The organism is Microbacterium jejuense (genome assembly GCF_019511665.1).
GTDB lineage: Bacteria > Actinomycetota > Actinomycetes > Actinomycetales > Microbacteriaceae > Microbacterium > Microbacterium jejuense_A.
Map to the genome: position 1 here is coordinate 87,464 of NZ_JAEUAW010000004.1, position 26,836 is coordinate 114,299.

Consider the following 26,836-nt stretch of genomic DNA (forward strand, 5'->3'; position numbering starts at 1 on the left):
TCAGGCCTGGCCCAGCCGGCCGAACGTCGCGTCGATGTCGGCCATCTCCATCGCGGCGGTGGCCTCGATCAGGGCCCGCAGGTCGGTGTCGGCACCGGGTGAGAACTCCTCGAGCCGCTCCGGGGCGATCGTGATCGGCGTGCCGAGCGGCGCCTGCTCGCTCGCATCGAGCATCGTGCCGTCGTTGGACGGCGATGCGCCCTGGAAGATCCGGCCGGCCTCCGACTGGTTGCCGAGGTCGAAGCTGTACTGCTTGCTCTGGAGGCCGCGATCCAGCAGCGTCTGGACCTCCGGGAACTGCTCGGCGTTCGTCTTGGGGATCGGCAGGGCGGTGCGCCAGTTCACCCCGAGCGTCTCCAGCGCCTTGGCGTAGGCGTTCTCGTGCGCCTGGTCGCGCACGATGAGATACGAGATCGTGGAGCGGGCCGTCTTGTTGTCGGTCATCTCGTACAGCCGGCACTTCTGCAGCCGCCCGGTCGACTCGAGCATCAGGTTGTACAGCAGGTCGAGCACGAGGTTGCCCGAGTTGTAGACGTAGCTGCCCGACCACGGGTTTCCGGCCGCATCGACGGGCAGGGCGCCCTGCGCGCCGACGAGGTAGTGATGGATGTTGCTGGTGTCCAGGGCGATGCTCAGCGGCGTCCGTCCGCCGGAAGCGGGCTCGTCGACGGGGTCGGTGGGCTTGCCCCGGTAGCGTGGCGACCCGTCGAGCAGGCGCGAGATCGTGGTGCCGATGAGCTCCACGTGGCTGATCTCTTCGGTGCCGATGCCTTGGATGAGGTCCTTGTACGCCTTGCCGTCAGGACCCCGGAAGTTCATGCTCTGGAAGAGGTACTGCATCATCGTGCGCATCTCGCCGAACTGGCCGCCGAGACCCTCCTGCAGCGCGTTGGCCGCTGCGGGATCCGGCTCGTCCTGAGCGATCTCGTTGATGAATTCCTGCAGGTGGAAGTACATCCTTGCCTCCGTGGTTGTGGGGAACCCGATCTGACTGATCGAGTTCCCCACCCTTCGCGAGGCGACGGTGCATGGCACGGGGCTTGCGCATTCTCAGCGCATGTGCAGGTCAGTGGTGGAACGCGCCCGCTTCTTCTTCGGTCATGGGGACGGTGATGGGGTGCTTGTCGAAGTGCTCGATGGCGGCCCGGTAGTCGTCCATGAGGAGGTTGGCCTCGTCGCGGCTGAATCCCACGCGCACGAGGATGCGCTGGATGGGGAGGTCCTCGCGGTTGGGCGGCATCGTGTAGGCGGGGACCTGCCAGCCGCGCGTGCGCAGCCGGTCAGCGAGGTCGAACAGAGTGAAGGAGTGCTCCATCCCGTCCTTCAGCTTCCACGAGACGGCGGGGATGCCTTCCTGCGGGCTGCCGCCGTTGATGATGTCGAAGTGGCCGAGCTTGTCGATCTCGGCCGCGAGGAACATGGCGGTGTCGTAGCAGGACTGCTGGATCCGGCGGTACCCCTCCCGTCCCAGGCGGAGGAAGTTGTAGTACTGCGCGACGATCTGCCCGCCGGGGCGCGAGAAGTTCAGCGCGAAGGTGGGCATGTTGCCGCCGAGGTAGTTGACGTTGAAGATCAGCTCCTCGGGAAGATCCGTCGCGTCGCGCCACACCACCCAGCCCACGCCGAGCGGCGCGAGCCCGAACTTGTGGCCGGAGGTGTTGATCGACTTCACGCGGGGGAGGCGGAAGTCCCACACGATGTGCGGTGCCGTGAAGGGGGCGAGGAATCCGCCGCTGGCACCGTCGACGTGGATCGGGATGTCCAGCCCTTTCTCCTCCTGCAGCGCGTCCAGCGCGTCGCTGACCGCCTGGACCGGTTCGAAGCCGCCGGTGAAGGTGACACCGAGGGTGGGCACCACGCCGATGGTGTTCTCGTCGACACGGCTGATCACCTCTTCGGGCGTCATCAGGAAGCGGTCGCCTTCCATGGGGATCTCGCGCAGCTCGACGTCCCAGTAGCGGGCGAACTTGTGCCAGCAGACCTGGACCGGCCCGGTGATCAGGTTCGGCTTGTCGGTCGGCTTGCCCGCCGCACGCTGACGGGCCCGCCACTTCCACAGCAGCGCCATGCCGCCCAGCATCGCGGCCTCGCTGGACCCGGTCGTCGAGGTGCCCAGGGTGTTGGCGGCGTCGGGGGAGTTCCACAGGTCGGCGAGGATGTGCACGCAGCGGGCCTCGATCTCGGCCGTCTGCGGATACTCGTCCTTGTCGATCATGTTCTTGTCGAGGGTCTCGGCCATCAGCTGCCGCACCTCGGGCTCCAGCCAGGTCTGGCAGAACGTGGCGAGGTTCTGGCGCGAGTTGCCGTCGAGCATCAACTCGTCCGACACGACCTGATACGCGTGCCGGGCGAGGTGCTCCTTGTCGGGCATCCGGTACTTCGGCATGGACACCGACAGGTCCGTCGAAGCGAACACCTCGTCGAGGACCTCGTCGCGGATGTTGTCACGGTGGTGCAGCATGAGATTCCTTCTTCCGATATCGAGTCAGTGGGTGAGCGTGTAACGGGCCGCGGTCAGGTCGTCGTCGGCTCCGTCTTCGTCGCATCGACGTCGTTGTCCTCATGCGCGTGCGAGACCTCCGGATGGATCTTCCAGCTGTCCTTGCGGAACATCATGATGATGAACGGCCACACGCCGAGGCCCACGATGCCGCCGATGAGCAGGAGGGTGTAGCCCAGCTGGCCCATCGTGCTGCCCTCGGGCTCGACGAACCCGATGAGGAAGGCGAGCAGGCTCGCGAGGAAGCCGAGCCAGCCGATGAAGCCCATGGCCGGAGTGCGGAATCCGCGCTGGACATCGGGCCGCGTCCGACGCAGCTTCATCGCGGCGAGGAACATCATCATGTACATGATCAGGTAGAGCTGCACGGCCATCGCGGAGAAGATCCAGAACACGCTCTGCACCGACGGCACGACGGCGAACAGCACCGCGAGGATCGTCACGATGATGCCCTGCACCACCATGATCGGCACCTGCATGTCGTACTTGTTGGTGCCCTGCAGCTTCGGAGGCAGGTAGCCCTGACGGCCGACCAGCAGGAGGCCCTTGCTCGGGCCCGGGATCCACGTCACGACGGACGCGAGGATGCCGAACACGATGAGCAGCGCCATCACGGTCGTCGCCCACGGCATGCCCAGCTGCTTGAAGAAGACGTCGAACGCCTGCAGAACGCCCTGCGTGAGGTTGACGTCGCTGGGTGCGACGCCGACCGAGAGGGCGAGGGTCGGAAAGACGAAGATGATCAGGATCACGATCGAGGCGAGGACGATCGCGCGCGGGAAGTTGCGGCTCGGCTTCTCCATCTCGTTGACGTGGACCGCGTTCATCTCCATGCCGGCGTAGGACAGGAAGTTGCTGACGATCAGCACGATGCTCGCCAGGCCCGTCCACGTCGGGAACCACTGCGCCTCACTGACCGGCGGCAGCTCGGACTTGCCTCCCGAGGTGAGGAACAGCACAGCGAACAGCACGAGACCGAGGGACGGCACGATGGTGCCGGCGATGAAGCCCCACTTGCTGACGCCCGCGAACGCCTTGACACCGCGGAACGCGATGAGCGTCGAGAACCAGTAGACGATGAGGATGACGGCGCCGGTGAACAGGCCGTTGGAGGCCAGCGCCGGATTGAACACGTAGGCCAGGGCGGACGCGAAGAACGCGAGCTGCGCCGGGTACCAGACGACGTTCTGGATCCACTGCTGCCAGATGGCGCTGAAGCCCATCCGTTCGCCGAACGCCTCCTTGACCCAGACGAAGACGCCGCCCTTCCAGCCACTGGCGAGCTCGGCCGCGACGAGGGCGACCGGGACCATGAAGACGAGCGCGGGCAGGATGTACAGGAATATGGACGCCCAGCCGTACTCCGCCATGGCGGGCAGGCCGCGCACACTCGCGACGGCCGTGGCGATGAGGATCGCCATCGTCGTCCACGACATGCCGGCTGCGGCTCTCTGTGCCACAGCCGTCGCTCGCGACTTGCTGTCTTGAGTCATGTCACACCTCCACTCGAAGGCCTTCCGGCCACCAAGTCGTCGGTGCACCCCCCGGTGCCTCCGCGACAGTACGGGGGTACTCAACTCCCTCGGGCGCGTCGCAGCATCGCGCACAATGAGTGAAAAGAACGACGACCGGCGAGGACCAGCGGTCCGTCCGCCCGTAGCCAAGCGGTCCTCCCCGACGTAGGGTTGCGCAGCACGGGGAGGATCTCAGCCGGAGGTCGACACATGTGCACAGGCGCCAACTACACCACGCGGGATCATTACTTCGGTCGGAATCTCGACCTGGAGTTCTCGTACAACGAGACAGTGACGGTGACACCGCGTAACTTCCCGTTTGAATTCCGCAAGACGGATCCGATGCGAACTCACCACGCCATCATCGGCATGGCGACGATCGCAGACGGATACCCGCTCTACTACGACGCCACGAACGAAAAGGGCCTCAGCATGGCGGGGCTCAACTTCCCCGAGAACGCGGACTACAAGCCCGAAGTCGCAGGCAAGACGAACATCACCCCCTTCGAGTTCATCCCGTGGATCCTCGGGCAGTTCGAGACCGTGGGCGAAGTGAAGGCGGCACTCGAGACGATCAGCCTCGTCGACATCTCCTTCAGCGTCGACTTCCCTCTGTCGCCGCTGCACTGGATCATCTCCGATCGGACGGCATCGATCACCGTGGAGAGCGTGAAGGAGGGCCTGAAGGTGTACGACAACCCCGTCGGGGTGCTCACGAACAATCCCACTTTCGACATCCAGCTGTTCAACCTGAACAACTTCATGCACCTCTCGAAGAACCCGCCCGAGAAACACTTCTCCGATGAGCTTGAGTTCGACGTCTACAGCCGTGGAATGGGGGCCATCGGCCTGCCCGGAGACCTTTCATCCGCGTCCCGATTCGTCAAAGTGGCCTTCACGAAGATGAACTCCGTGTCGGGGGACTCGGAGTCCGAATCGATCAGCCAGTTCTTCCAGATCCTCGGCTCCGTCGCCCAGCAGCGCGGATGCGTCGAGGTCTCTCCCGGCAAGTTCGAGATCACCATCTACTCGTCCTGCTGCAACACCGACAAGGGGATCTACTACTACACGACCTACGAGAACAGCCAGGTGACCGGGATCGACATGCACAAGGAGGACCTGGACGGCACTGACCTCGTGGACTACCCGCTCATCAAGGGCCAGCAGATCCGCATGGAGAACTGAGGGACGCGCTGGGAGCGGTCAGAAGGACGGAGCCCCCTGGAGGGACTCGAACACGTTCTGAGCATTTTGCATAACAACCTCAAACGACAACTTCCGCGGAATTACGCGAGTTTTCGGGAGCTTAGCGGCATCGGGCGACGTCCGAAAACAGCCAGCGACGAATAGGATGCGGGCAAAATGCGGGCAAAAATTGCCCGCCGCGAGGCGTGATTCCGGGCCACACGGCGAACCACCGTTTGAGAACGTGCTCCGAGCACTATTGAGCGTCACGCATTTTGGGCACTTTGCTGGACACTACGGTATTCATTTAGCAACATGTTCAGCCGGCTCGCGGCGGCGCGTTGACGGCATCTCGCGAACGGACGGCGTCCCCACCGCGTCTCTCATCGGCCCATCGAAGGCCCTCCGGGCTGGGAAGGCCCGTGGTGGGGCGCCGTGGGGTCGTAGGCCCCGCCCGGGTTGTAGGGGTCGACAGCCGGCGCGCGCCGCGGCTCCTGGATGCGGACTTCGGGTGCCAGACCCGAGTCGCGCGCGCGACTCATGAGGCGGGTCGCGGTGCTCTGGCTGATCTGGAGAGTGTCGGCGACGAGCTTCAGTGGCGGATAGCTGATCGCTGTCGCAACGCGATAGACGGAGATCGCGGCGTGGAGGGACTCGACAGGCTCGCGCTCCCCCTGCGCCCGCACGCGGGTGAGGAATTCGCGCACCGGTATGCGCTCGAGCTCTTCGCCATCCCTAGCGCCGATGTCGACGGTGACAACATCGAGAGCTGACCTCGTCATGATCCAGTGCGTTCGCACCTCGCGGAGCACCTGGCTGGTGATATCGACGCCCTCCGCTTCGCGCTTGAGGGCAGCGAAGACGACGGCGGTGCGTCCGAGCGTCCTGTCCCACTCCACGCGGACGGTGATGGTCCCTGGCACGTCTTGCTCCCCTGACACGCGCGCGTGCCACACCTTCGGAAGTGTCACCCCACTACCGAGATCGATGCGTTCGTCGCTGAAGTCGTACGCCTCGACGTCTGCCATGAAGCCCACTATTCCAGGTCATCGAAGATTCGCGAAGAAGACTGTCGATCTTGGCTCACTCCTGTGGTACTTTGCGATGAAGGGAGACTGACACTGCTGGCTCACAGGAGGGCGGGACCATGAACCGGTCACAAGATTCTCTGGCACTGACAATGAAGGATGCCGCAAAGCTCGTCGGCGTCGACTACCGCACGATCAAGCTCGGTATCGAGAGCGGGACCATCCCCACGGCCCAGCTCGGGCCGCGCCGCATGATCCCCCGCGTGCCGCTGCTGCGCGCCTTCGGCGTCGACGCCTGAACCGCCGGGGTCGTCCCGACTGACGGAGTCCGGCTGCTCGTTGAGGATGCTTCTCTGGGCCGCGCGCAGTGAAGGGGGCAGAGGCGTTCGCGTGCAATCCCCAAGCGGACGCGGAGGAGCCGCCTCCATCAGCGGCGCATATCCGCTCCGATGGAGCGGCGTGGGCCACGGACCGCTCTGCGTGGCGACCCAGGGATGTCTTCCTCTTAGCACACGCGATTGCGTCGTCTCTTGGCGCGGAGCCAGCTCACCATACGATGTGCTCATGACCCTCCTCTCGAACGAGTTGACTGCAATCACCGGTGACCGCATCAATCGTGCGCGAGCCCATCTCAGCGATGCTGATATGACGCGGGCCGTCGAGCTCCAGGGCAAGATCGGCTCGCTCGGGGCGGAACTAGACGACCTTCTGGGCAGCGAGTAGCTCAAGGGGCTCTCGCACCAGCCGGGGATCGCCGCCGCCGCTCCCCAGTCGGCGCCTCCGAACCGCTCAGAATCGTCTCGGCGAGCACCCACCGAGCGGCGATCCATCGCCGGCTCTGGGGGTGATCAGCGTTCCCACCGTTAGAGGTTCAACGGGAGAGCGTCTGCTGCAACGCCCTCCGAATCTGTGAGACGCCCGCACGCGCTCTTCGCACGCGTCAGGGCGACGTAGATTATGCAGTGTTCCTCCTCGTGTTCCCGTAGGCCTGAACTCAGGATCGCTGATTGGGACCTCGAGAGCACGACACCCACTCGATCCCATTCGCGGCCTTTGGCCTGAAAAACGGTCAGGCCTGGGATCAACGTGGGCTGGTTTAACCGAGTGGCGAGCATCGTGAGCTGCTGCTCGAGCGCCGCCTCCTTGTCGTCCGACAGTCTGGACGGTCGTCTGGCGCCCATCCGCCTGGCAGCCTCACGCAGACCATCGAGTATGGATGACGGAGGGTCGCCTTCTCGCAGTTTAAGTACGAGCGGACCAAACTCTACGTCCTGCTCCGCGCGGAACCTCTCGCGACTCAGCCCCAGCTTTGCGATCGACCCATCACGCCCGTAGGACTCGACACCCAGACGGGTTCGAGTGATGACATCGAGTAGCAGCTTCATTGCCGCGTCGATCGCGTTGTTGACCGTACGAAAGGCCAAGGGGAGGACGTTGTCTCCTCCTGACCAAAGCTGGGACCAATTGCGTGCCAGTGCGACATCGACCTCAGCACTCGAGACGGCGGGGAGTTCGACGCCGCGTCCCGCTCGAAGGTCCCGCGCAAGCTGAGGCATCTGTGCCCCACGAAAGCGGAAGGACTCAGGCTGGTCGTATGTGGAGAAGCGGTCAGTCGTGCTCGTCAAGAGCTCCTCGACTACCTCCGGCCGGGCACCTCGCCACTTGTACAGGGCTTGCCACGGGTCCCCAATGATCGTGACGCTCAGGCCAGCTTCGGCCGCAAGGTAAACGACCATCAAATCAAGATCATCGGCGTCATACACCTCGTCCACGATTAGGGCACGATAGTTGTCTGACAACCAGTTTGCTGCCGCCTCTCTCAGACCCTTGACCTTCATCGCTGCGCGCAACACCTCACGGACATCATCGTGACTCGACACACCGGCGGATAGCGCGGCACGATGATCATCGACATTGCCTATGCCCATCTGAGGGCTCGTCACCCTCCTGCTCGTCGAGATGACGTTCGCCCGCTTGTCGAGTCCGGCTACCCGAAGATATCCGCCGGATTGCAAGAATCGATGTCCCCGCATTCCGCGATAGTCATCGCGAACGTCGAGATCGACCGCCCCCTGCGGCCAGCTCACTTTGCCTTGACGCAGGAAGAAGGTGAGTAGGTCGATGTGCAGATGGTCGAACGTGACGACCCGGTGCGGCGGAACGATGCAGTTTGAGCCCCACCTTGCCCGGACGCGCCGACCCAGCTCCGCGGCAGCAGCGCGGTTAAACGTCAGGCCGATCACCCCTCGCAAATCGCCGTGCGAGAATCGCTGGTACCCGTAGCGCTCAGCGGCTACGGTCGTCTTGCCACTGCCCGGCGCGGACACCACATTAACCAGTCGATCTGTTGCCGCAGCGGCTACCACCTGAGCGTCAGTAAGACGGACCATGAGCGTTGATCATGGGCGAAGTAACTTCTCCGGGGCACATCGTTTGGGCGTCACCCTGGCTCGTCGCCGTCGAAGAGCCAGGAGAACAGCTTCTCAATGTGTTCGGGCACAACGACGATTGAGGCGTCAGTGTCGATAAGTCTTGCAAGCGCGAGGCAGAACCTTGCCTTCTTCTTCGGGTTCGCGCGAAAGTAGGCATCCACGCTGGCGGGCGCGATCCCGCTCGCGGGTTTTGTGAGTTCGATTGCGTCGAAGGCTCGCTCTATGAGCGATTCATTTCCGGCAACGAGGGATGGTTCAAGAGTCGGTCGCGACCAGAAGTATCGCGCCGACGCCGGGTCCAGTTTGGCGTGCCATGCAGGCGGAGCCGGGTCGGGGAGTGGATCGCCCCTAAAATCGGTGTCGGACAGGGCTGCGACCCGTGTCACTAGCTCGTGCCCTCGGGAAGCAAGCATGCGCATGGGCCATTGCCCAACTTTGTGACCGATCGGCAGGATCGACAGCGCGTCGATGAAACCTACCCTGGCATCGTCATCGCCCGCCCAAACTCGTCCGAGAAGTCGAAGCAGACTCGCCTCGGTCACTCCCTCGACGAGCAGCACTCGGTCGCCGAAAAGGGCCGCGGACCGAGTGGCGTCGAGATGCAACCTCGTCTGCTGGAACAGAGAAGTCTTGAGCTTCCCTGAGACTGGGATGTCCGCCACGCGACGAGCGAGCGTGTGACCCGCCGCATCCTTCCGCACGATCACGACGTCCTCCGGGTCGCACGCCGCGACAAGATCCGCTGAGTGGGTCGTCACGATCACTTGAATGTCCGGACGTTGGGCAACCAACCGGCGTAGGTATCGCACTAGGCCGTATTGAAGCTGAGGATGGAGGTGCGCCTCGGGCTCCTCGATCAGAACCGTCGCGTGAAACAGCTCTGGGTAGAACGAGTCAGCGTCAGCGTCAGCGGACTCCGCGGCGTCCGCGAGTCTTGCGCGCGCTGCGTCCGCACTCGAGTCCGGCGCCGAGTCGAGAGTCGGCGGGCTGCTGACTGGACCTGCATCACGAGCCGGAAGCGTTCCCGCGTCAGGAATGCCAGCCAGAGTCACAGCGATGTGCAGCAGGTTGACGTAACCGAGGCTGGACGCCTGTAGACGCCGAGCCGCACCGCGATCGGGCAGAAGGGCGAGCAACATCTCGAACACTCGAGCGAGATATGTATCGTCGACAGTTTGCGTGCCAACAAAGGCGTGGTGTTCCTGGATACCGCCACTGATCGTTCGGAGGTTCTCCGCAATTCGGCCCTCGACATTTCCGACGAGCTCGTGCTCGGCGAGTAATTGCAACATTGACTCAGCCTGCGCACGAAGCGACCGCAGTGCCCCTGCAGCCGGGTCGCGCCGATCGTCAGCACGGAGCAGTTCCAAGAGGATTCGAGCATCGCGTCGCGACAGGTCGTCGACCGGATTGCGTAACGCTGGAAGATGCACAAGCCGCATGTTCTCGTACTCGCTCTGCGGCTCGACGGGGCGACCAGCACGCACCTGTCCGAGCGAACGTTCTAGTGGCCGACTCCACTTGGGCGCCGGAAGTCCATGACTTTGGCGATACTCGCCCAATGCACCCTCTGAATCCGAAACTTCGTACGCGTACTCCACGCGAACCGCGCGCGGGGCAGGTCCAAGCGCACTCGCATCCATCGGCGCCAACCTAGGAAAAATGCGAGGATGCGAAAGCGCGATTGCCTCGTTGATGGTGGTTTTTCCCGCTCCGTTGGCGCCCACGACTAGGGCGAACCGACCGCCGAACTCACACGTTATCGGCGCGATCGCGGACGCACGATACCCTTCAACTTCGATGCGGCTCAGATGCACGATCGCTCCGCGCTAAAGAGGACGTGCAAATCGAGCTCTCGTCCACCGCAGGCAGACCGACCGGAAACCATTTCGAGCCCTCCTCGGCATCCGTTTGCAGATTGCCGCCCGCACCGCGGGCCACATTGGCCCAAACCTCATCACAGCGTGAGTGTATCGGGCGTGCGCCGAACCGAGATGAGCAGCGCTCGGCCTTGGGCTGCCGCAATAAGTTCTGTGCGGCTGCGGCGAATCGCTATGCGGGCAGATTGGAGCGTGCAGGGCAGAACTCGACATCGCGATATTGGAGCGGAGTTGCGGCGGTCTCTGGTCCTAGTGGCTGAGGGAACTGAGGGCTATTTCGGAGTCACCACTCGGATGTTAATAATGGCGTCTACAACCTCGCCGACGGCTTCCGTATCCAGAATCCCAATCGCGGCGGGACGGACCTCACCTGTCAAAGAGGGGACTAGCGCGGCGAGCGTTGCGTGTACGGAGGCGAAGAGCCAGGGCAGCGCGAACTCGAAGAATACGAGCGGACGGAACGCGTGGCCGTCGGCGAGGAACCGAGCGATACCTAGGTCCGTGTTGTGGGCGATTCCGCGCACGGCAATGAGTACCTTGTCGCCGACTCTCTCGTGGAAGGCAAGACCCATCTCGGGAGGCCCCCACTTGGTCCGAAACGGAGCGGTGACGGCGGCCACATCGTGGATCTCGTTCCTCAAGGCCCTTAGCGCTTTGTTCAGCAACATGGCGAAGCCGTCATCACGCCAAGCGTCATGAAGCTCGGGAAACGCAGCGATGGCGGCCGCTCGCCACTTCTCCTGCTGCCACTTGGCCCGAAACGCAAGGGGCTCTGGGGAGGGCAGCATCTCGTTGACCACGCGTGCCAGCAAGTCATGGAAAGCCACCATGTCCACCAAGGCGTGTGTGAAAGTGGCCTCGGCTGCATCAGCGACGTCATCGGTGGACGGTTCACTCAACAGTAACGCCAGCCGGTCGCGCGCCTCAATGAGCGCCCGGGCGCGACGAGTGATGGTGAGTAGCCTGGTGGCACTCACGCTCTCGCCAGCAAGCCCTATGAAAGTGTCAAGCGAAGGAATAGCACGGGACGCAGCCCGGTCGTAGAACCCTCGACGGTGGGCAGTCCCGATGAAGCCCGAGGATGCGGCGAGGATGTACTCGCCCGCTGAGCGTAGGTAGAGAGCGATGAGCGATAGCGCGACGAGAGGAGGTGCGAACCGACAGTTCCCGCGGTCTTCGAACTCGGTGTCGAGGACGGCCTTCCGCTCGGTGATGAGGATATCTACGCCGATTTCATGTGCCGTAGCGATGAGGCGAGCCGCCGCATCGTCGGCGGCGCCAGTCTCCTCGGTCAGCACCCAGCCGGGCATGAGTACTTGGTCGGCGAGGAGAGCCCGGTGGACGACGGTAGTCCGGGTCGCCGTCGTCACGGAGTAGGCGACCATCTCGTCGTGCGCAGGCGATAGGACGGTCCATCCGATTGCCTCGTCCCCGCGGAGATAGCCGTTAGCTTCGTGGCGCTCTACGTCCGGTGGGGGGCCATCATCGCTATACAAGCTCATCTCGACGCGTTCATCCTGGAGGAGGCGATACAAGGTGGCTTCGGAACCGACTCGCTGTTTCGAGAGCTGCTCCCACACGTCAACGTCGACCAGCACTTGCAGCTTGCGGGCTGGCCTGGCATCGCGGAAGAGAGGCTGACCCGTGGGGTGTCCGCCGAGGAACTGGATGGCGTTCTCGCGTTGTCGACGTGACGACATTGGCGCGGCTACGTTGACTCGATCGCTGGGTACAGCAACGTGCTCCGGCCATCCATAGTTCCGATCATGGCTGAGGTTGGCTACGCGCGAAAGCCTTTCGGCCCTCCGAAACTTCCTGCGTCGGATCCGCACACGAGCGCTCGCTCGAATTGGATCCCCCTGCGGGCAGTGCGCGCTTGCGGTCCCGAGTGTGCGGTCTCGGTACCAGCTCAACACCCAGGCTCATCGATGGATCGAGGCTTAGTTGTCTCGACTGACGGGTCCACGGCGACAGGGCCAGTTCTCGCTGCCGCATGCTCGATCATCGTTCGTACTGTCGCGATCAACTCCGGCATCTCATCCATACCGTCTCCGTACCGCGCAGCGGGGCCCTCACTCCGGAGTCGCTTGAGAAGCGCAAACAATCCGTCCGGTGCATTTCCCAGGCGCTCGTTGCCGGGAGCCACTTGTTCGAACGTTGTGGAATGTCGTCTGTTCGGACCGGCCGAGCGTCTGCGCCTGAACCGTCAGCTCGGCGGCCGAGAGCAGGTTATCGTTCGCTGGGCGGAGCGCGCGCGTAATTCCCCCCGGCGGTTTCGAGGTAGTCATCGGCCAAGCCGAGAAGCTCAGCGTTGCGCTGCTTGTTGTACCGGAAGTGGAAGGCAACGTAGCCGCTCGCCCCCACCACGACGTACGCCAGCCAACCGCTGTCGGCGCGGATGCCAACGGGCCAAAAGGCCTCCAAGCTGCTGACATTCTCCGGCGTGACCACCTCACTTTTGCTATCGGAGCCGCGCCACGCCCGTGCTTGGAGGGAGACATCGTCGTTTAACCGCACGGTCGGCGTTGCACCGAACGGCGGGAGCTCGATGATCGCTTTGCCGACATCGGCCCGCGTGAACCCGTGGCCGCGTCGAGTCAACTCGGCGTCGACCCAGTTGTGAACACAATCTCGACGATCTTCTCGCCGAATGAGTCGGCCTGCTCAGCGTCGGCGTCGGTCATCAGCGGAGCAGGCTCACGGGGTTCTCAAGCTGCTCATTGCGCCCTTCGATGTGCCCGTAGGCCGCAATCGTCCCGATCCGCAGCAACCCGAGAGTCGCATGATTGAAATGAACGACGACGGCATCCGTCGTTGCCGTGACACTGTCTGCCAGGTAGTTGGCCTGAGTTGCGGCTCCATTGTCGAAGATCCACGCAGTGATTTCGGCGCTGAACCTGACGCCGAACCGCTTACCCCCGTTTCCGGCCGGGTCGTAGTAGTACATGCCGCATCCGAAGTACTCGGGCGTTGGGGTCTCGACGGGGTCGCCGAGACCCCACGTCACCGTTACAGAGTCTGCGTCCTTTTCGACGAGTACGTATGTGACAGTTCGGGGAGCTCCGGTGCTGACATGTTCTCCTCGTAGGTTCGCTGCTCGTTCAAGCCGCGTACTGCAACACTGCGATGCCGGTACCCACGATCGTCGCGAGGCCCACAAGCGCTGCGCCGATCACTTTCGCCCGGGTCCAGAAAGGCGTCGTCGCGTCTTCGGGAGGAATCGTGACAGTGCTCCCCTCGGCGGCCTGAGCGATATGAACTCGATTTCCTCGGCCCTTGATAACGAAGCTCACGGCGTTGGCGGCCTGGGCCGGGGTGGGTAGCGACTGCCCGGCCGGGGTGCTGGAGCGAAGCTCGGCGATAAGTTCGGCGAGGCGGGTTCGGATCTGGTCCAGCACACCCTCAAGGGCGACTGTGCTGACGCTCCAGTACAGGTCAGTGATGTGGCCGTTCAGTTCGCCTGTCATGTTCATGTAGCTCACGAGATCTGGAGCCCCGGGAGGCAGCAGCTTCACTACCTTGTCGCCCCTCTGCTGGTCGACCATGCCGCGAATTTCTCGTACGCCCATGCGCAGTGGGACGACCTCTTTGATCTCGTCTCGGGCGAAGTCAGGGATGTCGAGCGCGCCGATTGTCTGGTGCCTGATGATGCCACCCGGGACCGATCCGTCGATCTGGAGCGGTGCATGCACGGATCTGTACGACGGGAGCTCGTCCTGCTTCTCGTAGCCACGGAGTTCCATAGAGGCCCAGTCGCGTAGCTCCGCAGACCCCGTGTTGCCGCCCAGCAGAATGAGCTTGCGCAGCAGCGTGTCGAGCGGCTTCTCGTCGAGAAGATCGCGTTCGATCTGCGACAAGAGGGTTCCGCGTTTGGTGCTCACTCTTGAAGTATCTCGTCAGGTGCGGACACCCGTCCGCCGCGACACAAAGTGTGCACGCATCGGTTGGCCGCTGGGGCACCGCAGCGGCCACCACGTCCGTGGGGCAGTTCCCCAAGGTTGCGCCCCCGTGTCGATCCTCGGATGCCGACGGAGATCACGCGGCGCATGCCGCCACGCCGACATGGCTTGGCAGCGGATCGCGCAATTGCTCCTCGTAGGATTTCGAGAGCGAGCAGCCAAGAGCGTGGCTTTCGGCGCTCCGATCCGACGCACTCGCGACGAGAAGGGACTCGAATGGGACGTCAGCGAACCGGGGCCGAAATCACTGAGTCAGCGCCACAGATGTCGAGCTTGGCACCCGAGTACTCATTCCCTGCGCACGGCGTCTACTTCACGATCTTGAAGAGGACGATCGACACCCAGCCAGAAGTGCGCAACATCGCACTCGCTGGCACGTACGGCACCGGCAAGAGCAGCATCCTTCGCCAAGTCGCGACGGTGTACGACGGGCGGGTGGTTGAGCTTTCCCTACTCACCCTCGGCGTGCAGCCGGAGATCGTTATGCCGGGCGGGGACACGAACCCGGCAGCCACATCGACCACCAATCGCATCCAGAAGGAGATCGTCAAGCAACTCCTATACCAGCAGAGGCCGGCGAAGGCGCCGGCGTCACGGTTTCGGCGGATCGGTCGGTTTCGATGGGGGCACGAACTGTGGATCGCTGGAGTCGCCGGAGCAATAGCGGTCGCGCTCGGAATGGTCATCGGTCTTGACGTGGTGGTGTCACCGTCGCTTGCGGTGACCGTGTCTGAGCGTCCTCACGTGTTTGCGGTGATCGGTCTATTCCTTGTGGTCGCCCTCATCGCGGGTGGCGTCACAGTTCTAGCGCGCGCCCTAGCTCGTGGGCGTCTCGGAATTGAGAGAGTAACTGCGGGGCCCGCGACGATCACTCTTCCGCCCCGGTCGGTCAGCTACTTCGACGAGTATCTCGACGAGATCATCTACTTCTTCGAGACGAACCGGAAACGTGACATCGTCATCATCGAAGACCTTGACCGCTTCAACGACCCGAACATCTTCGAAGCCTTACGTTCGTTGAACGGGCTCCTCAACGCGGCGCAGCAGCTCGGCGGGCGGAGGATCCGGTTCATCTACGCGGTGCGAGACAGCGTGTTCGAAAAGCTCGGACAGGACCTGACGATCGCGCGGACGGACGAGGCCCGGGCCGAGCTGGCGCGCGCCAACCGGACGAAGTTTTTCGAACTCGTCATCCCCGTCGTCCCGTTTATCACGCACAAGAACGCCCGCGATCTGATGTCCGACTTGCTCGACAAGCGTGGACACAAGATCTCGAAGGACCTGGTTGACCTTGCGGCTCGGCATCTCGCGGACATGCGTCTGGTTCATAACGCGCTAAACGAATACGAGGTGTTCAAACACCGACTACTCGATGTTGAGACACCGGTACCGGAATTGGACCCGGACCGGCTGTTCGCGATGATCCTGTTCAAGAACGCACACATGGGGGACTTCGAGAAGATTCGCCACGCGGAAAGTTCTCTCGACAGGCTCTGGGAGACCTGGCGCGAACTCGTACGGACCAACATCGCATCGCTCCGCGCAGAGAATCGGGACCTCCGCCGTCGCATCGCACGTCGAACGGCCGCGGCAGAGCACGCGAAAGACATCGGTCAACGTCTGCGCGAGCGCATCGACGCGCTCGCCGGAGCGCCGGGCACCGGTCTGGCGACTTCGGAGATTCGCCATAAGGGCGCGAAAGTCCCAGACGCCAAATTGCAGTCGGCGGGGTTCTGGGAAACCTTCCTCGACGAGGACCTTCCACTCACCGTTGAGGCCCACCCCCCAGGACGCGGTTACGGCACGCAGAGTATGCAACTGGGTAGGGAGGTTATCGAAGTCCTCATCGACCGTTCCTTGAACGCTGCTGATTTCGTGGAGGACTCGGCCGCGGAGGCAGAGCGCACGATCGAACGAAACGAAGCGGAGATCGAATTCCTTCAGCGTCACACCTGGAAACAGCTAGCCGCCGACTCACGATTCACGTACTCCCAGCACCTTCTCCAGAAGCGCGTGAGCTTTCGAGCGTGGGCGCAGGAGATTCTTCCATCCAGGCTGGCCGTTGATCTGGTCGTCAACGGATACATCACCTCGTACTTCGCTCTGCACGTGTCCTCGTTCTACGGCAAGCTGATCCGCCCCGACGCAATGACGTACGTGATGCGATTCATCGACCACGGAGTAGCAGAACCCGACTACCCGCTCGACGGTGACGATGTCGACGCAATTCTCTGGGACCAAGGATCCGCAGTACTCGTCGAACGAAGCATGTTCAACATCGGCATCCTCGATCATTTACTGTCGTCACGACCCGACGAAGCTGCGACCGTTGCCTCGAGTATTGCCAACAGCGACTCCGTGGGATTGGAATTCATCGACCGGTACCTAGAATCGGGTGGGCAGAAGCAGGCGCTGGTGGCTCGCCTCGCTCCCTTGATGAAGGACATCTACGTACACCTGGTCTCCACGCCCACGCTGAGCCTCCCCGAACGGGTCGTGCTCATGGACACCGCCATCTCGAACCGCCGCAACGAGGTCCGCTACCACCGCTCCCCAGAACTGCGCACCTTCATCGAGGCGAACTATCGCGAGCTTCCTGGGCTGGCTCCCGACGCCGCGCCAGAAGATGCAGCCAACGTCGTGCGTTTCGTCAGCTACATAGATGCTGTCGTCCCCTCACTCGCAGGGCTCACTCAGGAAGCAGTCGCTGAGTTCAAGACAACTCGCTCGTACGCCCTGACCCGCGAGAACCTCGAACTGATCGCCACTCCCAGCGACATCTCGCTTGACCAACTCGCAGCAGCCAGCTCCGTCGCCTTCGACTACGCGGTCACCCTCGCGTCGGACTATGCGCGCGCGCTTCTCGAGTCCGGCGACACGCGGTACTCAGTCACCTCGCCCGCGATGCTCATCAAGTTCCTGGTCGCGGTTGGCGATGCAGACTCCGCAGCTGTGGAGACCGTCCTAGCTCACGCGGAACCGAATTGTCGCCTTTCCGACCTCAGCGAGGTGCCCTCCGATACATGGCCCGCGGTTGCACGAAGCGAACGCGCACCGATGACCTTTGCAAACGTCGCGGCATACATCGAGGAGTACGGCGAGGTCGACGACGATCTCGGTCATTCTCTGAGCAGTGCGGCGGCGATCACCGAGTGGGCGGACGCAGACCCCGCGGAACGGGCTCAAATGGCGCTCGCAATCCTGAACTCAACTGCAAGGGAACTCGACGCAAGCCAGCGTGTGAAGCTAGCGCAATCTCTCGAACCGGGAGTCCTGGAAGCGGCCCAAATAGCACCGAGACCGGGCGAGCTCGTTGGCAATCTCATCGCCGCCGAACTGATTCACGACGACGAAAACGCATTCTCCTCGAGGCTCATGGTGGACTGGCAAACACAGTCCCACGCGATGGCCCACTCCGAGAACTTCGTCGCCCTGATCTCACCCGACACACTCGACGTGAGGTTCATTGCGCCGCTTCTTCGGGACGACTCTCACCCGACGCTCCATCTCCCCGTGGCGCGAGCGTTCCAGCAGTATCCGACCATTCCGCGCGACGCTTACGAGGCGTACGCGGATCGTGCACTCGCCGGCGGATTCCTGCCCAGCGCTAGTGGGATCAACGCGGCGCGCGCCGGTGGCATAAGCGCGGAGAAGACCATCGCACTTCTCGCGCGGTTCATGGAGCGAATCTCGAGCGACGAACTCCGCGGGATCTTGCGGACCCTCGGTCGGCCGTGGTCTAAGGTAGCCGACCCCGGGTTCGGCGTCACCCCCATCACCGACTCGGCAGATGCGCGAACCATCCTTAACGCCCTACAACTTGCGGGCGTCGTGTCCAAGTTCCCGTTGCAGGACGGCAAACTGCGCGTGAGCCTCCGTCAGAAGTAACTCGACACACGCCTCATGGCGGTGGTCCACTTGCGCTCAAGCTTTGCCGTATTCAACATGCCTCATCCGCGTTGACGCCTGAATGCGCAGTTGTGCAACAGTCGCAACCCCGGATCGCAAGCAGCAGGCGAGGAGATTGTTGCGAGCGAACCTGAGGCCCGCTTGCGGCGACCGCGTAGCCCGCCGGAACGCTATCTCGCTAAGCGCGCGCCCGCATCGCCACTCCGTGCCCCGCACTCGGCGCCTCGACCACCGGGCCCGTAGCGGTCGCTGCCTCCCGGCTCCGCGCCGCACGCCGCATCTCCGCCTGGGCCGCGCGCGCAGCATCCTGCATCGTCAACTCCGGAGTGCCGCGCTGCATCGATTCGGCGAGGCCCTCGCGGGCCGCGGCATCCGTCTGCGCCACAACGACCGCGACGTTGCTCAGCCGACCGCGCGTGAGGCCAACATAGAGCCCTGCGGCATCCACATCCGGCCCGACCACCGACGCGTCGGCGGTGTCGCCCTGCACGCCGTGCACGGTAGACGCGTAGGCGAGCTGCAGGTGCTCGCGCGCGTACTCGGTCGACACGCGCGCCACCTCGCCGCTGTCGCTCACCGAGACAAGAGACAGGTACTCGTCGCGGATGCCGCGCACGATCCACTGCGCGCGATTCTCGACGCCCGTCAGCCGGTCGTTGCGACGGGTCTGGACGGTGTCGCCGACGAGGATCCGCTGCTGCCCGATCCCCCACGCGACGACGCGGACGTCAAGCTCGCCCCGATCGACTCGCCGCTGCTGGATCGCGTCGTTGATCGCATCCGCCTCAGCATTGGTGCCGGAAACCAACGCCACCCGCTTGCCGCATGCGTGCCAGTCGAAGTACGCGCCGATCATCCGCTCACGCGCCGCGTCGTGATGATCGACCCGAGCGACGTGACCGCGTTCGGCAAGCTCGCCCGCCACCACCAGCGCACGCTCGCGATCGCCCGCATCCCGGAGCCGCAGTGTGAGCGCCGCGTAGTCGGGATCGCGGAACCGGTGCACCGTGTCGAGCTCGACCGCAGCGTTCGCGTGCCGGATCGCACAACCCATCGCGCCCGCATGCCCGACCGGCAACGCCTGGTGCGTGTCACCCACGAACGCCAGTCCGACACCCTGCTCGATCGCGAGCTCGACGAGGACGTTCGCCGTCTGCAGGTCGACCATGCCGGCTTCGTCGACGACGATCCGATCGCGAGAACGCAACACGTACTGGGTTGGTCCGCCGTATGCGGCGCCCGTGCTGGGATCGACGTCTCCCACTCGAAGCCTGGTCCACATCGTCGCGCCGGCCTCGTCGGTGCCCCATCGGTAGCCATGGTCCGATAGCAGGGCATGAATGCTGGATGCCGCGGCCCCGACCTCGCGAGATGCCACCGATGCCGCCTTTCGCGTGGGGGCAGCCACGAGCATCCGTCGCCGTTGCGACGTGAGCGCCGCGAACGCAGCGCGCAGCATCGTCGTCTTGCCCGCGCCGGCGGGGCCGGTCACCGTCACAAGCCCGTCCGTGCCCGCGATGGCGCACGCGGCAACCCTTTGCGACGGATCCAGCGCCAAGAGATCCGCGTTCGGTGCGAGCCGGCGCAACTCGCCCGGCAACAGGGAGCGCCCCGGTTGAGCGAGCACGTCCAAGCGCCCGGCGAGACGCACCTTGGCGCATACGGTCTTCGTCGCCATGAACGCCTTGACGTGCGCCGGCAGATCATCCGGGACGAGCCGGTAGACGGAACGCGTGGCACGCTCCGTGATCTCGGCGATCACGTCATCGAGCCGGTCGCGCTCGGCAACGACGCCCGCGCGTGAGAGCGCTCGTATCGCGCCAGCGCGGATGTCGAACACGCTGAACCTGCCGCCGCATGACCTCGACCGTTCGTCCGCGTCGACGACCGCCTGTGCAGCGAGCAGACCCAGGTCGACGGCATGCACGTCTGTTGCAGCGACTGGAATGGGGGCGCGCGGGGTGATCAGACTCGGATCGATCGCTCCGATCTCGTCGCGGACGCGCGCCTCCCACGACGCCTCATCGAGATCGGCCGGCTTGTTCGGACGCGACACCGCCCACGCGCGCCGATCGATCTGCTGCAGCACCTCCACGCTCGGCGCAGATCCTCCGTGCGCCGCCGACCACTCCGCGATCAGGCGCGCGCGGTTGGCTTCGATTTGAGCCGACCGGCGCGAGACGGGTCGGACGGCGCCAGCGAGCTCGGCGATCTCCCCATTGAGGTCGAGCGTGTATCCGTGCCGACCGAGCGCGGCGATCCAGGCGGGATCTGTGCGGGCGGCGAGCTCGCCCTCGGCGTTGACGACGGTGTGCAGTTTCATCGCGATGCGCGAGTCGAGGTTCGACCACTTGCCGTCCGCACCGAGCACCTTGATGTTCAGCCAAAGGTGACGGTGGAGGTGTGGGTCGAGCGCGCGCGAGCGTCGATGCTGCAGCTCGACGACTTCGATGCGCGTGATCGCCTCGCGAATGAGTCCGCCGTGTCCGCGGCGTGCGTTGAGCTCCGTCTGCCAGATGAGCAGGATACGGTCCCGCAACCGGTCTTGGAGGGCTTCGAACTCGGCTGCGAGTTCGGGATGCAGCAGCGCGGCGATGCTGTACGACTTCGGGTGGTTGAGCGTGCCGTCGAGCAGCAGGTCGGCGTCGGAGCTCAGCCGCTGCAGGCCGCGCTCTTCCCCGGTGACCGGGTCGTTTCCTGTCAGCCAGACACGAAGACCGCCGGCCGTGAGCTCGTCAGCCGTGATGACGCCGTTGTCGACGACGAACCGAGAGACGGTTGAGTCGGATGCTGCGCCATACGCCTCGAGCGCTTCGGCGCCCGTCGGGTAGGGCATGTGGGCGTCGCACGTGCCCTCTAGCGCGTACGAGATCGCCTGCCGGACCCCGCGGGATTCAACGCCTCTCTTCCATCGCTCCAGACCTCCGCGCATGGCGCCAGAGTAGGCTAGGTTTTCTCGGCTATCCAGGGAGTTTTGTGCGTTGCAGGTAGCTGTAGCAAAGCGGTTTCAAATGGCGCCGTCCACCGTGGGTGCCTGCGTGCATTTGCTGGATTGCTGGATTGCTGGATTGCTGGATTGCTGGATTGCTGGATTGCTGGTTCTCCTTCTCACTTTGTGGCTCGGTCCTTCGTTCTCCCTTCGTGGCTCGGTCCGGCTTGGGTCTTGAGGTCTTGGGGTCTTTGGGTCTTGGGTCTTGGGTCTTGGGTCTTGGGTCTTGGGTCTTGGGTCTCGTCTGTGTGATCTCGGTGCGTCGCTGTGCTTCTCTCGGATGCCGGGAGCGCGTCCGGCGATCCATCCTTTGAATCGCTCGCCAGGCCGGCTACCAGTTCGTTGGCACGACCGCTGGGTGGGGAATCCTCACCGCCGGAGGACTCCCCTTCCGCAGTGTGCTACGCGGCGTCCAGCGCTTCGGGGGCATCCAGCTCAGCGAACTTGGCCGCCATCGTCGGGTTTCCCTTGGTGAGCTTCTTGACCGTAAGCGCCGTGGCCTTGTCGTTCGCGAGGCGGAGGTTGTTTTCGGAGCCGAGCAGGCCGTCCTTGACCTTCTGGAGACGGTCGATGGCGACGTCGATGTCCTTGATGGCCGCATCGAACTTGCGCTTAGCGAGGTCGTAGTTGCGTCCGAACGCTGACTTGAAGTCTTCGAGCTCGGACTCGAAGTCGGTGATGTCGATGTTCTGCTTCTTGATCTGTTCGAGTTCCGCCTTGACCACGATGGTGCCCTGGGCGGCGTTGCGCAGAAGCGCGATGATCGCGAGGAAGAACTGCGGGCGGACGACGAACATCTTCGGGTACAGGTGCGACACGTCCGTGATGCCGGTGTAGAGGTCGGAGTCCTCTTCGAGCATCGAAACGAGCACCGCGTACTCGCAGCCCTTGTCGTTGCGGTCCTTGTCGAGCTTGGCGAAGAAGTCGCTGTTCTTCTTCTTCGTCGTGGTCGCGTCGGACTCGTTCTTCATCTCGAACATGATCGAGACGTACTCCACGTCGTCGTCGCTGAAATCGCGGAAGACGTAGTCGCCCTTCGTGCCCGCGGACGCGTCGTTGTCCTTGCCGAACCTTGCGTTGGGGAAGGCGAGCGAGCGCATGCGGTTGAACTCGATCTCGCAGTGCTGCTCGAGAGTCTCGCCGAGGAGCTTCACCGACAGCTTCGCCTTCATGTCCTTGTAGCGTGCGATGAGCTCATCCTTCAGAGCGAGCTCTTTGGTGTGCGACTCCTTGAGCGCGGCGTGCATAACCTTCTGCTGAGCCGCCTGGAGCTCCAGCTTGCTCTTGGCCTCGTTGAGGTTCTTCTCCGCAGCCGACACAGCCTTCGCAACGGCAAGCTCCTGATCGGTCGCCGCCGACTTGAGCTCGGACTTGAGGTGCTGGATCTCAGTGTCCTTGGCGGCACTGACCTTCTGCGCCTGCTGAGTCGCGTTCGCCACCGCGAGAGCGATCTCGGTCTCCTTGGTCTTCTCCGCCGCAGCGAGGCGTGTGTGGAGCTCGTTCTCGAACTCGGTGGTGCGCACCTGCTGCACGATGTCGGCGTACTGCGCCTCGTCGATCGTGAAGCGGGTGCCGCAGTGCGGGCACTTGATCTCGTTCGAGGCGCTGGTCGATGTGATCTCAGTCATGGGTATCTCCAAGTAGAGGGCGAGAGCGAATCCCGCAGGCGGGGCGGCCCCCAGTAGCGCCCCGCCTGCAGCAGCGACCTGATGCCGCCGGAACAGATCGTGGACTAGACAGGAGCCGCGAAAGCAAATCCGTCTGATAAGGCCACTTATCATCCATCAGTCTCACAAATGCGGGGTTCCGAGTACATTGGCCGCATGTCCACAGCGCCATCGCTTCTCATCGACCTAGCCGGCGTCGCTCGGCTGGCCGGCGTGCAGCGACCCGTGGCATCGATGTGGCGTTCGCGATTTGCGTCGACCTCTGACCCCTTTCCGCGGGCGGTCAGCGAGACGACCGGTCGGCTGCAGTTCGAGGCTCAGTTGGTCGCCGATTGGCTCGTACGCACAGGGCACGGGAACAATCCAGAAGCACGTGAGGATGCCGCGGCAGCGGCCGCACCGGCGGACTTCTCGTTCGCCGACTCGAACGCGGTCGCTGAGTTGGAAGCGCTCATCACCCTCTACGTGCAGACCGACGACCTGAGCGAGCTCACGCATTCACAGATTGAGGACGCCGCCGCCGAGGTCGACCCCCTCGATGACACGCTCCAGGCCGAGATCCTCGCGCACGTGCGGCGCGGTGCACCGTGGCTGACCTACGCGATGCACCTGATCGACGCGGCGTACTCGCCGTCGGCGGCGTTAGCGCTTGTCACCCGTCGGCATGCTGTGTCGCATCGAGCGACAGGGTCGGCTGGACCGCTCGTAGCCGATGCCATCGCCCTGGTCGTCGAGGCCACGCTCGCGCTCGTCGGCGACGGCACCACCGTGACCTTGGATGCGGGCGACGCCACTCTCTCCTCGACGCTTGCGAGCAAACTCGGTGACGATGTAAGTATCGTGCTGCCTGCCGAGTCAGACAGCCGGCGTGTTCGACGCCGACTGCTAGTCGATGGTCGTTGGCTCACTGATGCAGAGGAACCGGCGACTCGCTCCGTCGTTGTGGCGCGCGTGCCGTCTGAGCGAAGTGACGACGTGGCCGGGATGCTGCGAGCCGTCGATGAGGTCTCCCTGTCTTTACGGGATTCGGATGCAGCGGTGGTGATCGGCCCCGCGCGGGCGCTTGTCGATTCGTTGGTACCCGCCGACGAGCGGGCACGCGCAGACATCCTGCGTTCTGGCCGGGTTAGGGGCATCGCACGTCTGGCGGCCGGTCTGGTCGACAGCGCGTCCCGCGAGTCACTCGCGCTGTGGGTGCTCGGAGAGCCGGTAGGTGAGGTGACGCCAGCGCAGCGAGTCACCGCCGTTGCCGACCTCACCGCGATTCCGCTCACTCCTGCTGCGCGCGCCGACCTCGTATCGGATTTGATCGCGGGCATGCGTAGCGGACGCGACATGCGCGCCCACAGATTCCGGTTCGCGGCGTTCGCGCGGACGACGTCGTTGCAGGCACGAAGTGGTTCGCTTGTGGCATCGGCGACTCGGAAGCCTGCGTCTACGACCACGGACGCGACAGAACTTCCCGTACTCCTCGACATCGCCGCCGACGCCGTTCGCGCCGACCTCACCCCGATCGAGATCTCGCCCGATTCGCACGACGCGCCGCGAGCCACGTCAATTCTCGAGCTGATCGATGCCCGACACTTGAGGAGGATCCAAGGCACCCGCCTCAATCCTGACCTGTTGGGCTCGGAAGGACTCGCTGTGGTGACCTCCTCCGATCTCGACAACCCTGCGTCGATCGGCCACGCTCGCGTTGACCAGCTCGCCTTCGCGACCCAGTACCCGAACGCGCAGCTCACCCGCCCCGGCGACGTAATCTTCCGCACCAGCCCGACCGCGGCCGCTTGGGTCGACACAGACGGCTCGAAGGTCGTCGCCTACCCGGCCCGTGTGCTGCGCATCACCGCGGGCGACCCCGGCGGGCTCGTGCCCGAGATCATCGCCGCCGACATCACCGGCGCCGCATCCGGCCCCGGGGTATGGACGCGATGGATGCTGCGCCGCGTCGCCCCGCACACCGTCGCGCCGCTCCGCCAAGCCCTGGCCGACATCGCGTCTGCCCGCCAAGACCTCGAGGCCCGCGCCGCGCGCCTCAACGACTACGCCAATCTCATCGTTGCGGGAGCGACGTCGGGAGCGGTGACCATGATCGATACGAGCCACGCCGCGGATGCGGCATCCCCGCAGTAAGGAACACGCATGCCCCGCACACAGAAAGCCGCACCGCAGGCGCCGTCGACCATGAAGGAGCTGAAAGACACGCTCTGGAAGGCCGCCGATAAACTGCGCGGATCGATGGATGCCTCGCAGTACAAAGACGTCATCCTCGGGCTCGTCTTCCTCAAATACGTGTCGGACGCCTTCGACGAGCGCCGCGCGGGCATCCACGCCGAGCTCAGTGCCGACGGGTACGACGAGGACCAGATCGCCGACCTCATCGACGACACCGACGAGTACACCGGCCGCGGCGTGTTCTGGGTGCCCGCGAACGCACGATGGGGATTCCTCGCCGAGAACGCGAAGGGCGCACAGGTCGACGGCGTCGACAAGTCGATCGGGCTGTTGATCGACGAAGCGATGGATGCCGTCATGCACGCCAACCCGCAACTGTCCGGCACACTGCCGCGCATCTTCAACCGCGACAACGTCGACCAGCGCCGCCTCGGCGAACTCGTCGACCTGTTCAACTCGGCCCGCTTCGCCGCCCAGGGGCAGGGCGGGTCGGACGGCCGCCGCGCCCGCGATCTGCTCGGCGAGGTCTACGAGTACTTTCTCGCCAAATTTGCTGCCGCTGAAGGTAGGCGTGCCGGCGAGTTCTACACGCCGGCTGGAGTTGTGCGCGTCCTGGTTGAAGTACTTCAGCCCACCCGCGGGCGCGTGTACGACCCCGCGTGCGGTTCGGGCGGGATGTTTGTGCAATCGGAGAAGTTCATCGACGCGCACCACGGCGAAGGATCAGACATTTCGGTCTACGGTCAGGAGAACAATGAGCGCACCTGGCGCCTCGCCAAGATGAACTTGGCGATCCACGGCCTGGCAGGGAATCTTGGGCCGAGGTGGGGTGACACGTTCGCGCGCGACCTGCACCCCGAGCTGACGGGGTCCAATGGGGCGGACTTCGCGATGGCAAACCCGCCGTTCAATCAGGACGAGTGGGCTCGCAACGAAGATGATCCCCGCTGGCGGTTTGGTGTTCCGCCAGCGCGGAACGCGAACTACGCGTGGATCCAGCACATCCTCTCCAAGCTCGCCCCCGGCGGCCAGGCCGGCATCGTCATGGCCAACGGCTCCATGTCGTCGAACTCCGGCGGCGAGGGCCAGATCCGCGCTGAGATCGTCGAAGCTGACCTCGTCTCGTGCATGGTTGCACTGCCCACCCAGTTGTTCCGCTCCACAGGCATTCCGGTGTGCGTCTGGTTCTTCGCGAAGGACAAGGGCGCGCGGGCCGGCGAGGTGTTATTCATCGACGCTCGAGGGCTGGGGCATATGGTCGATCGCGCCGAACGCGCACTGTCGGATGACGACATCGCGAAGATCGCGGGCACCTTCCACGCATGGCGCGGAGTCGAATCGGATGCTGCGCCCGACGAGTACACGGACGTTCCGGGCTTCTGCTTCTCGGCCACGCTTGCTGAGATCAAGGCCGCCGACTACGCACTGACCCCGGGACGCTACGTCGGAGCCGCCGAGGCCGAGGACGACGGTGAGCCGATCGAGGAGAAGCTCGCGAGGTTGCGGGGTGAGCTCGAGTCGCAGTTCACAGAGTCGGCGCGCTTGGCGGAGGTTGTTCGTGCACAGCTCGGGAGAGTCCATGTCTGAGTGGCCGCTGG

The 26,836-nt window shown here is 64.1% G+C and carries 19 protein-coding genes; 7 read left to right on the plus strand and 12 right to left on the minus strand.

The genetic code is table 11. From position 1 onward, the window contains the following. From JNB62_RS06390 to JNB62_RS06400, 3 genes are all read right to left on the minus strand, one after another. On the minus strand, positions 1–957 hold the full coding sequence (locus JNB62_RS06390) for a manganese catalase family protein (RefSeq protein ID WP_220300035.1): 957 nt from the start codon (positions 955–957) through the stop codon (positions 1–3). Positions 958–1,066: 109 nt separating this feature from the next. Further along, positions 1,067–2,461: a glutamate decarboxylase gene (locus tag JNB62_RS06395; RefSeq protein ID WP_220300036.1), complete on the minus strand. Its 1,395-nt coding sequence runs from the start codon at positions 2,459–2,461 to the stop codon at positions 1,067–1,069. A gap of 53 nt (positions 2,462–2,514) precedes the next feature. After that, a complete protein-coding gene (locus JNB62_RS06400) occupies positions 2,515–3,993 on the minus strand; it encodes an amino acid permease (RefSeq protein WP_220300037.1) in 1,479 nt (492 codons plus the stop codon). Positions 3,994–4,224: 231 nt separating this feature from the next. Between JNB62_RS06400 and bsh the strand changes: the two genes are divergently transcribed. Continuing rightward, positions 4,225–5,199, plus strand: coding sequence for a choloylglycine hydrolase (gene bsh, locus JNB62_RS06405; protein ID WP_220300038.1), 975 nt, complete (start codon positions 4,225–4,227; stop codon positions 5,197–5,199). A gap of 383 nt (positions 5,200–5,582) precedes the next feature. On the opposite strand, the gene JNB62_RS06410 is transcribed toward bsh, so the two are convergent. Then, entirely contained in the window at positions 5,583–6,227 is a 645-nt protein-coding gene (locus tag JNB62_RS06410) for a hypothetical protein (protein WP_222855788.1), read from the minus strand. A 152-nt stretch (positions 6,228–6,379) separates the two neighbouring features. Here JNB62_RS06410 and JNB62_RS06415 point away from each other — a divergent pair, with 152 nt between their 5' ends. Both JNB62_RS06415 and JNB62_RS06420 read left to right on the plus strand, forming a co-directional pair. Then, the gene (locus JNB62_RS06415; protein WP_220300040.1) at positions 6,380–6,526 is read left to right on the plus strand and encodes a helix-turn-helix domain-containing protein; all 147 of its coding nucleotides are present in this window, start codon (positions 6,380–6,382) and stop codon (positions 6,524–6,526) included. A gap of 265 nt (positions 6,527–6,791) precedes the next feature. After that, positions 6,792–6,950 (plus strand): hypothetical protein, encoded by a 159-nt coding sequence (locus JNB62_RS06420; protein ID WP_220300041.1) that lies wholly within the window; start codon positions 6,792–6,794, stop codon positions 6,948–6,950. Positions 6,951–7,090: 140 nt separating this feature from the next. On the opposite strand, the gene JNB62_RS06425 is transcribed toward JNB62_RS06420, so the two are convergent. The 3 genes from JNB62_RS06425 to JNB62_RS06435 all read right to left on the minus strand — a co-directional run bounded on the left by JNB62_RS06425 (position 7,091) and on the right by JNB62_RS06435 (position 11,909). Beyond that, positions 7,091–8,617, minus strand: a complete 1,527-nt coding sequence (locus tag JNB62_RS06425) for a UvrD-helicase domain-containing protein (protein ID WP_220300042.1) — start codon at positions 8,615–8,617, stop codon at positions 7,091–7,093. Positions 8,618–8,667: 50 nt separating this feature from the next. Continuing rightward, positions 8,668–10,476: an ATP-dependent nuclease gene (locus JNB62_RS06430; protein ID WP_220300043.1), complete on the minus strand. Its 1,809-nt coding sequence runs from the start codon at positions 10,474–10,476 to the stop codon at positions 8,668–8,670. Between the two features lie 335 nt (positions 10,477–10,811). After that, positions 10,812–11,909: a hypothetical protein gene (locus JNB62_RS06435; protein ID WP_220300044.1), complete on the minus strand. Its 1,098-nt coding sequence runs from the start codon at positions 11,907–11,909 to the stop codon at positions 10,812–10,814. An 84-nt stretch (positions 11,910–11,993) separates the two neighbouring features. Here JNB62_RS06435 and JNB62_RS06440 point away from each other — a divergent pair, with 84 nt between their 5' ends. Further along, a complete protein-coding gene (locus JNB62_RS06440; protein ID WP_220300045.1) occupies positions 11,994–12,233 on the plus strand; it encodes a hypothetical protein in 240 nt (79 codons plus the stop codon). A gap of 535 nt (positions 12,234–12,768) precedes the next feature. On the opposite strand, the gene JNB62_RS06445 is transcribed toward JNB62_RS06440, so the two are convergent. The 3 genes from JNB62_RS06445 to JNB62_RS06455 all read right to left on the minus strand — a co-directional run bounded on the left by JNB62_RS06445 (position 12,769) and on the right by JNB62_RS06455 (position 14,420). Then, complete coding sequence (locus tag JNB62_RS06445) at positions 12,769–12,990, minus strand: hypothetical protein (RefSeq protein WP_220300046.1); 222 nt, start codon at positions 12,988–12,990, stop codon at positions 12,769–12,771. 232 nt (positions 12,991–13,222) lie between these two features. Next, on the minus strand, positions 13,223–13,486 hold the full coding sequence (locus tag JNB62_RS06450; protein WP_220300047.1) for a hypothetical protein: 264 nt from the start codon (positions 13,484–13,486) through the stop codon (positions 13,223–13,225). A gap of 154 nt (positions 13,487–13,640) precedes the next feature. After that, entirely contained in the window at positions 13,641–14,420 is a 780-nt protein-coding gene (locus JNB62_RS06455) for an AbiTii domain-containing protein (RefSeq protein WP_220300048.1), read from the minus strand. Positions 14,421–14,819: 399 nt separating this feature from the next. Between JNB62_RS06455 and JNB62_RS06460 the strand changes: the two genes are divergently transcribed. Beyond that, positions 14,820–18,386: a YobI family P-loop NTPase gene (locus JNB62_RS06460; RefSeq protein WP_220300049.1), complete on the plus strand. Its 3,567-nt coding sequence runs from the start codon at positions 14,820–14,822 to the stop codon at positions 18,384–18,386. Between the two features lie 199 nt (positions 18,387–18,585). Here JNB62_RS06460 and JNB62_RS06465 read toward each other — a convergent pair whose 3' ends face one another. Both JNB62_RS06465 and JNB62_RS06470 read right to left on the minus strand, forming a co-directional pair. Further along, complete coding sequence (locus tag JNB62_RS06465; protein WP_308291741.1) at positions 18,586–21,243, minus strand: AAA family ATPase; 2,658 nt, start codon at positions 21,241–21,243, stop codon at positions 18,586–18,588. Between the two features lie 554 nt (positions 21,244–21,797). After that, on the minus strand, positions 21,798–23,024 hold the full coding sequence (locus JNB62_RS06470; protein ID WP_220300051.1) for a DUF2130 domain-containing protein: 1,227 nt from the start codon (positions 23,022–23,024) through the stop codon (positions 21,798–21,800). A 195-nt stretch (positions 23,025–23,219) separates the two neighbouring features. On the opposite strand from JNB62_RS06470, the gene JNB62_RS06475 reads away from it, so the two are divergent. Together JNB62_RS06475 and JNB62_RS06480 are read left to right on the plus strand one after the other, a co-directional pair. Then, positions 23,220–25,196, plus strand: a complete 1,977-nt coding sequence (locus tag JNB62_RS06475) for a hypothetical protein (RefSeq protein WP_220300052.1) — start codon at positions 23,220–23,222, stop codon at positions 25,194–25,196. Positions 25,197–25,205: 9 nt separating this feature from the next. Beyond that, positions 25,206–26,825, plus strand: a complete 1,620-nt coding sequence (locus JNB62_RS06480) for a class I SAM-dependent DNA methyltransferase (RefSeq protein ID WP_220300053.1) — start codon at positions 25,206–25,208, stop codon at positions 26,823–26,825. Positions 26,826–26,836 lie beyond the last annotated feature (11 nt).

What these genes read in the sequence shown, in the direction of transcription:
- JNB62_RS06415 (WP_220300040.1), top strand. Translation starts at nt 6,380, where the DNA reads ATGAAGGATGCCGCAAAGCTCGTCGGCGTCGACTACCGCACGATCAAG.
- JNB62_RS06475 (WP_220300052.1), top strand. Translation starts at nt 23,220, where the DNA reads ATGTCCACAGCGCCATCGCTTCTCATCGACCTAGCCGGCGTCGCTCGG.
- JNB62_RS06420 (WP_220300041.1), top strand. Translation starts at nt 6,792, where the DNA reads ATGACCCTCCTCTCGAACGAGTTGACTGCAATCACCGGTGACCGCATC.
- bsh (WP_220300038.1), top strand. Translation starts at nt 4,225, where the DNA reads ATGTGCACAGGCGCCAACTACACCACGCGGGATCATTACTTCGGTCGG.
- JNB62_RS06400 (WP_220300037.1), bottom strand. Translation starts at nt 3,993, where the DNA reads ATGACTCAAGACAGCAAGTCGCGAGCGACGGCTGTGGCACAGAGAGCC.
- JNB62_RS06450 (WP_220300047.1), bottom strand. Translation starts at nt 13,486, where the DNA reads ATGTACTACTACGACCCGGCCGGAAACGGGGGTAAGCGGTTCGGCGTC.
- JNB62_RS06480 (WP_220300053.1), top strand. Translation starts at nt 25,206, where the DNA reads ATGCCCCGCACACAGAAAGCCGCACCGCAGGCGCCGTCGACCATGAAG.
- JNB62_RS06425 (WP_220300042.1), bottom strand. Translation starts at nt 8,617, where the DNA reads ATGGTCCGTCTTACTGACGCTCAGGTGGTAGCCGCTGCGGCAACAGAT.
- JNB62_RS06465 (WP_308291741.1), bottom strand. Translation starts at nt 21,243, where the DNA reads ATGCCCTACCCGACGGGCGCCGAAGCGCTCGAGGCGTATGGCGCAGCA.
- JNB62_RS06390 (WP_220300035.1), bottom strand. Translation starts at nt 957, where the DNA reads ATGTACTTCCACCTGCAGGAATTCATCAACGAGATCGCTCAGGACGAG.
- JNB62_RS06470 (WP_220300051.1), bottom strand. Translation starts at nt 23,024, where the DNA reads ATGACTGAGATCACATCGACCAGCGCCTCGAACGAGATCAAGTGCCCG.
- JNB62_RS06410 (WP_222855788.1), bottom strand. Translation starts at nt 6,227, where the DNA reads ATGGCAGACGTCGAGGCGTACGACTTCAGCGACGAACGCATCGATCTC.
- JNB62_RS06395 (WP_220300036.1), bottom strand. Translation starts at nt 2,461, where the DNA reads ATGCTGCACCACCGTGACAACATCCGCGACGAGGTCCTCGACGAGGTG.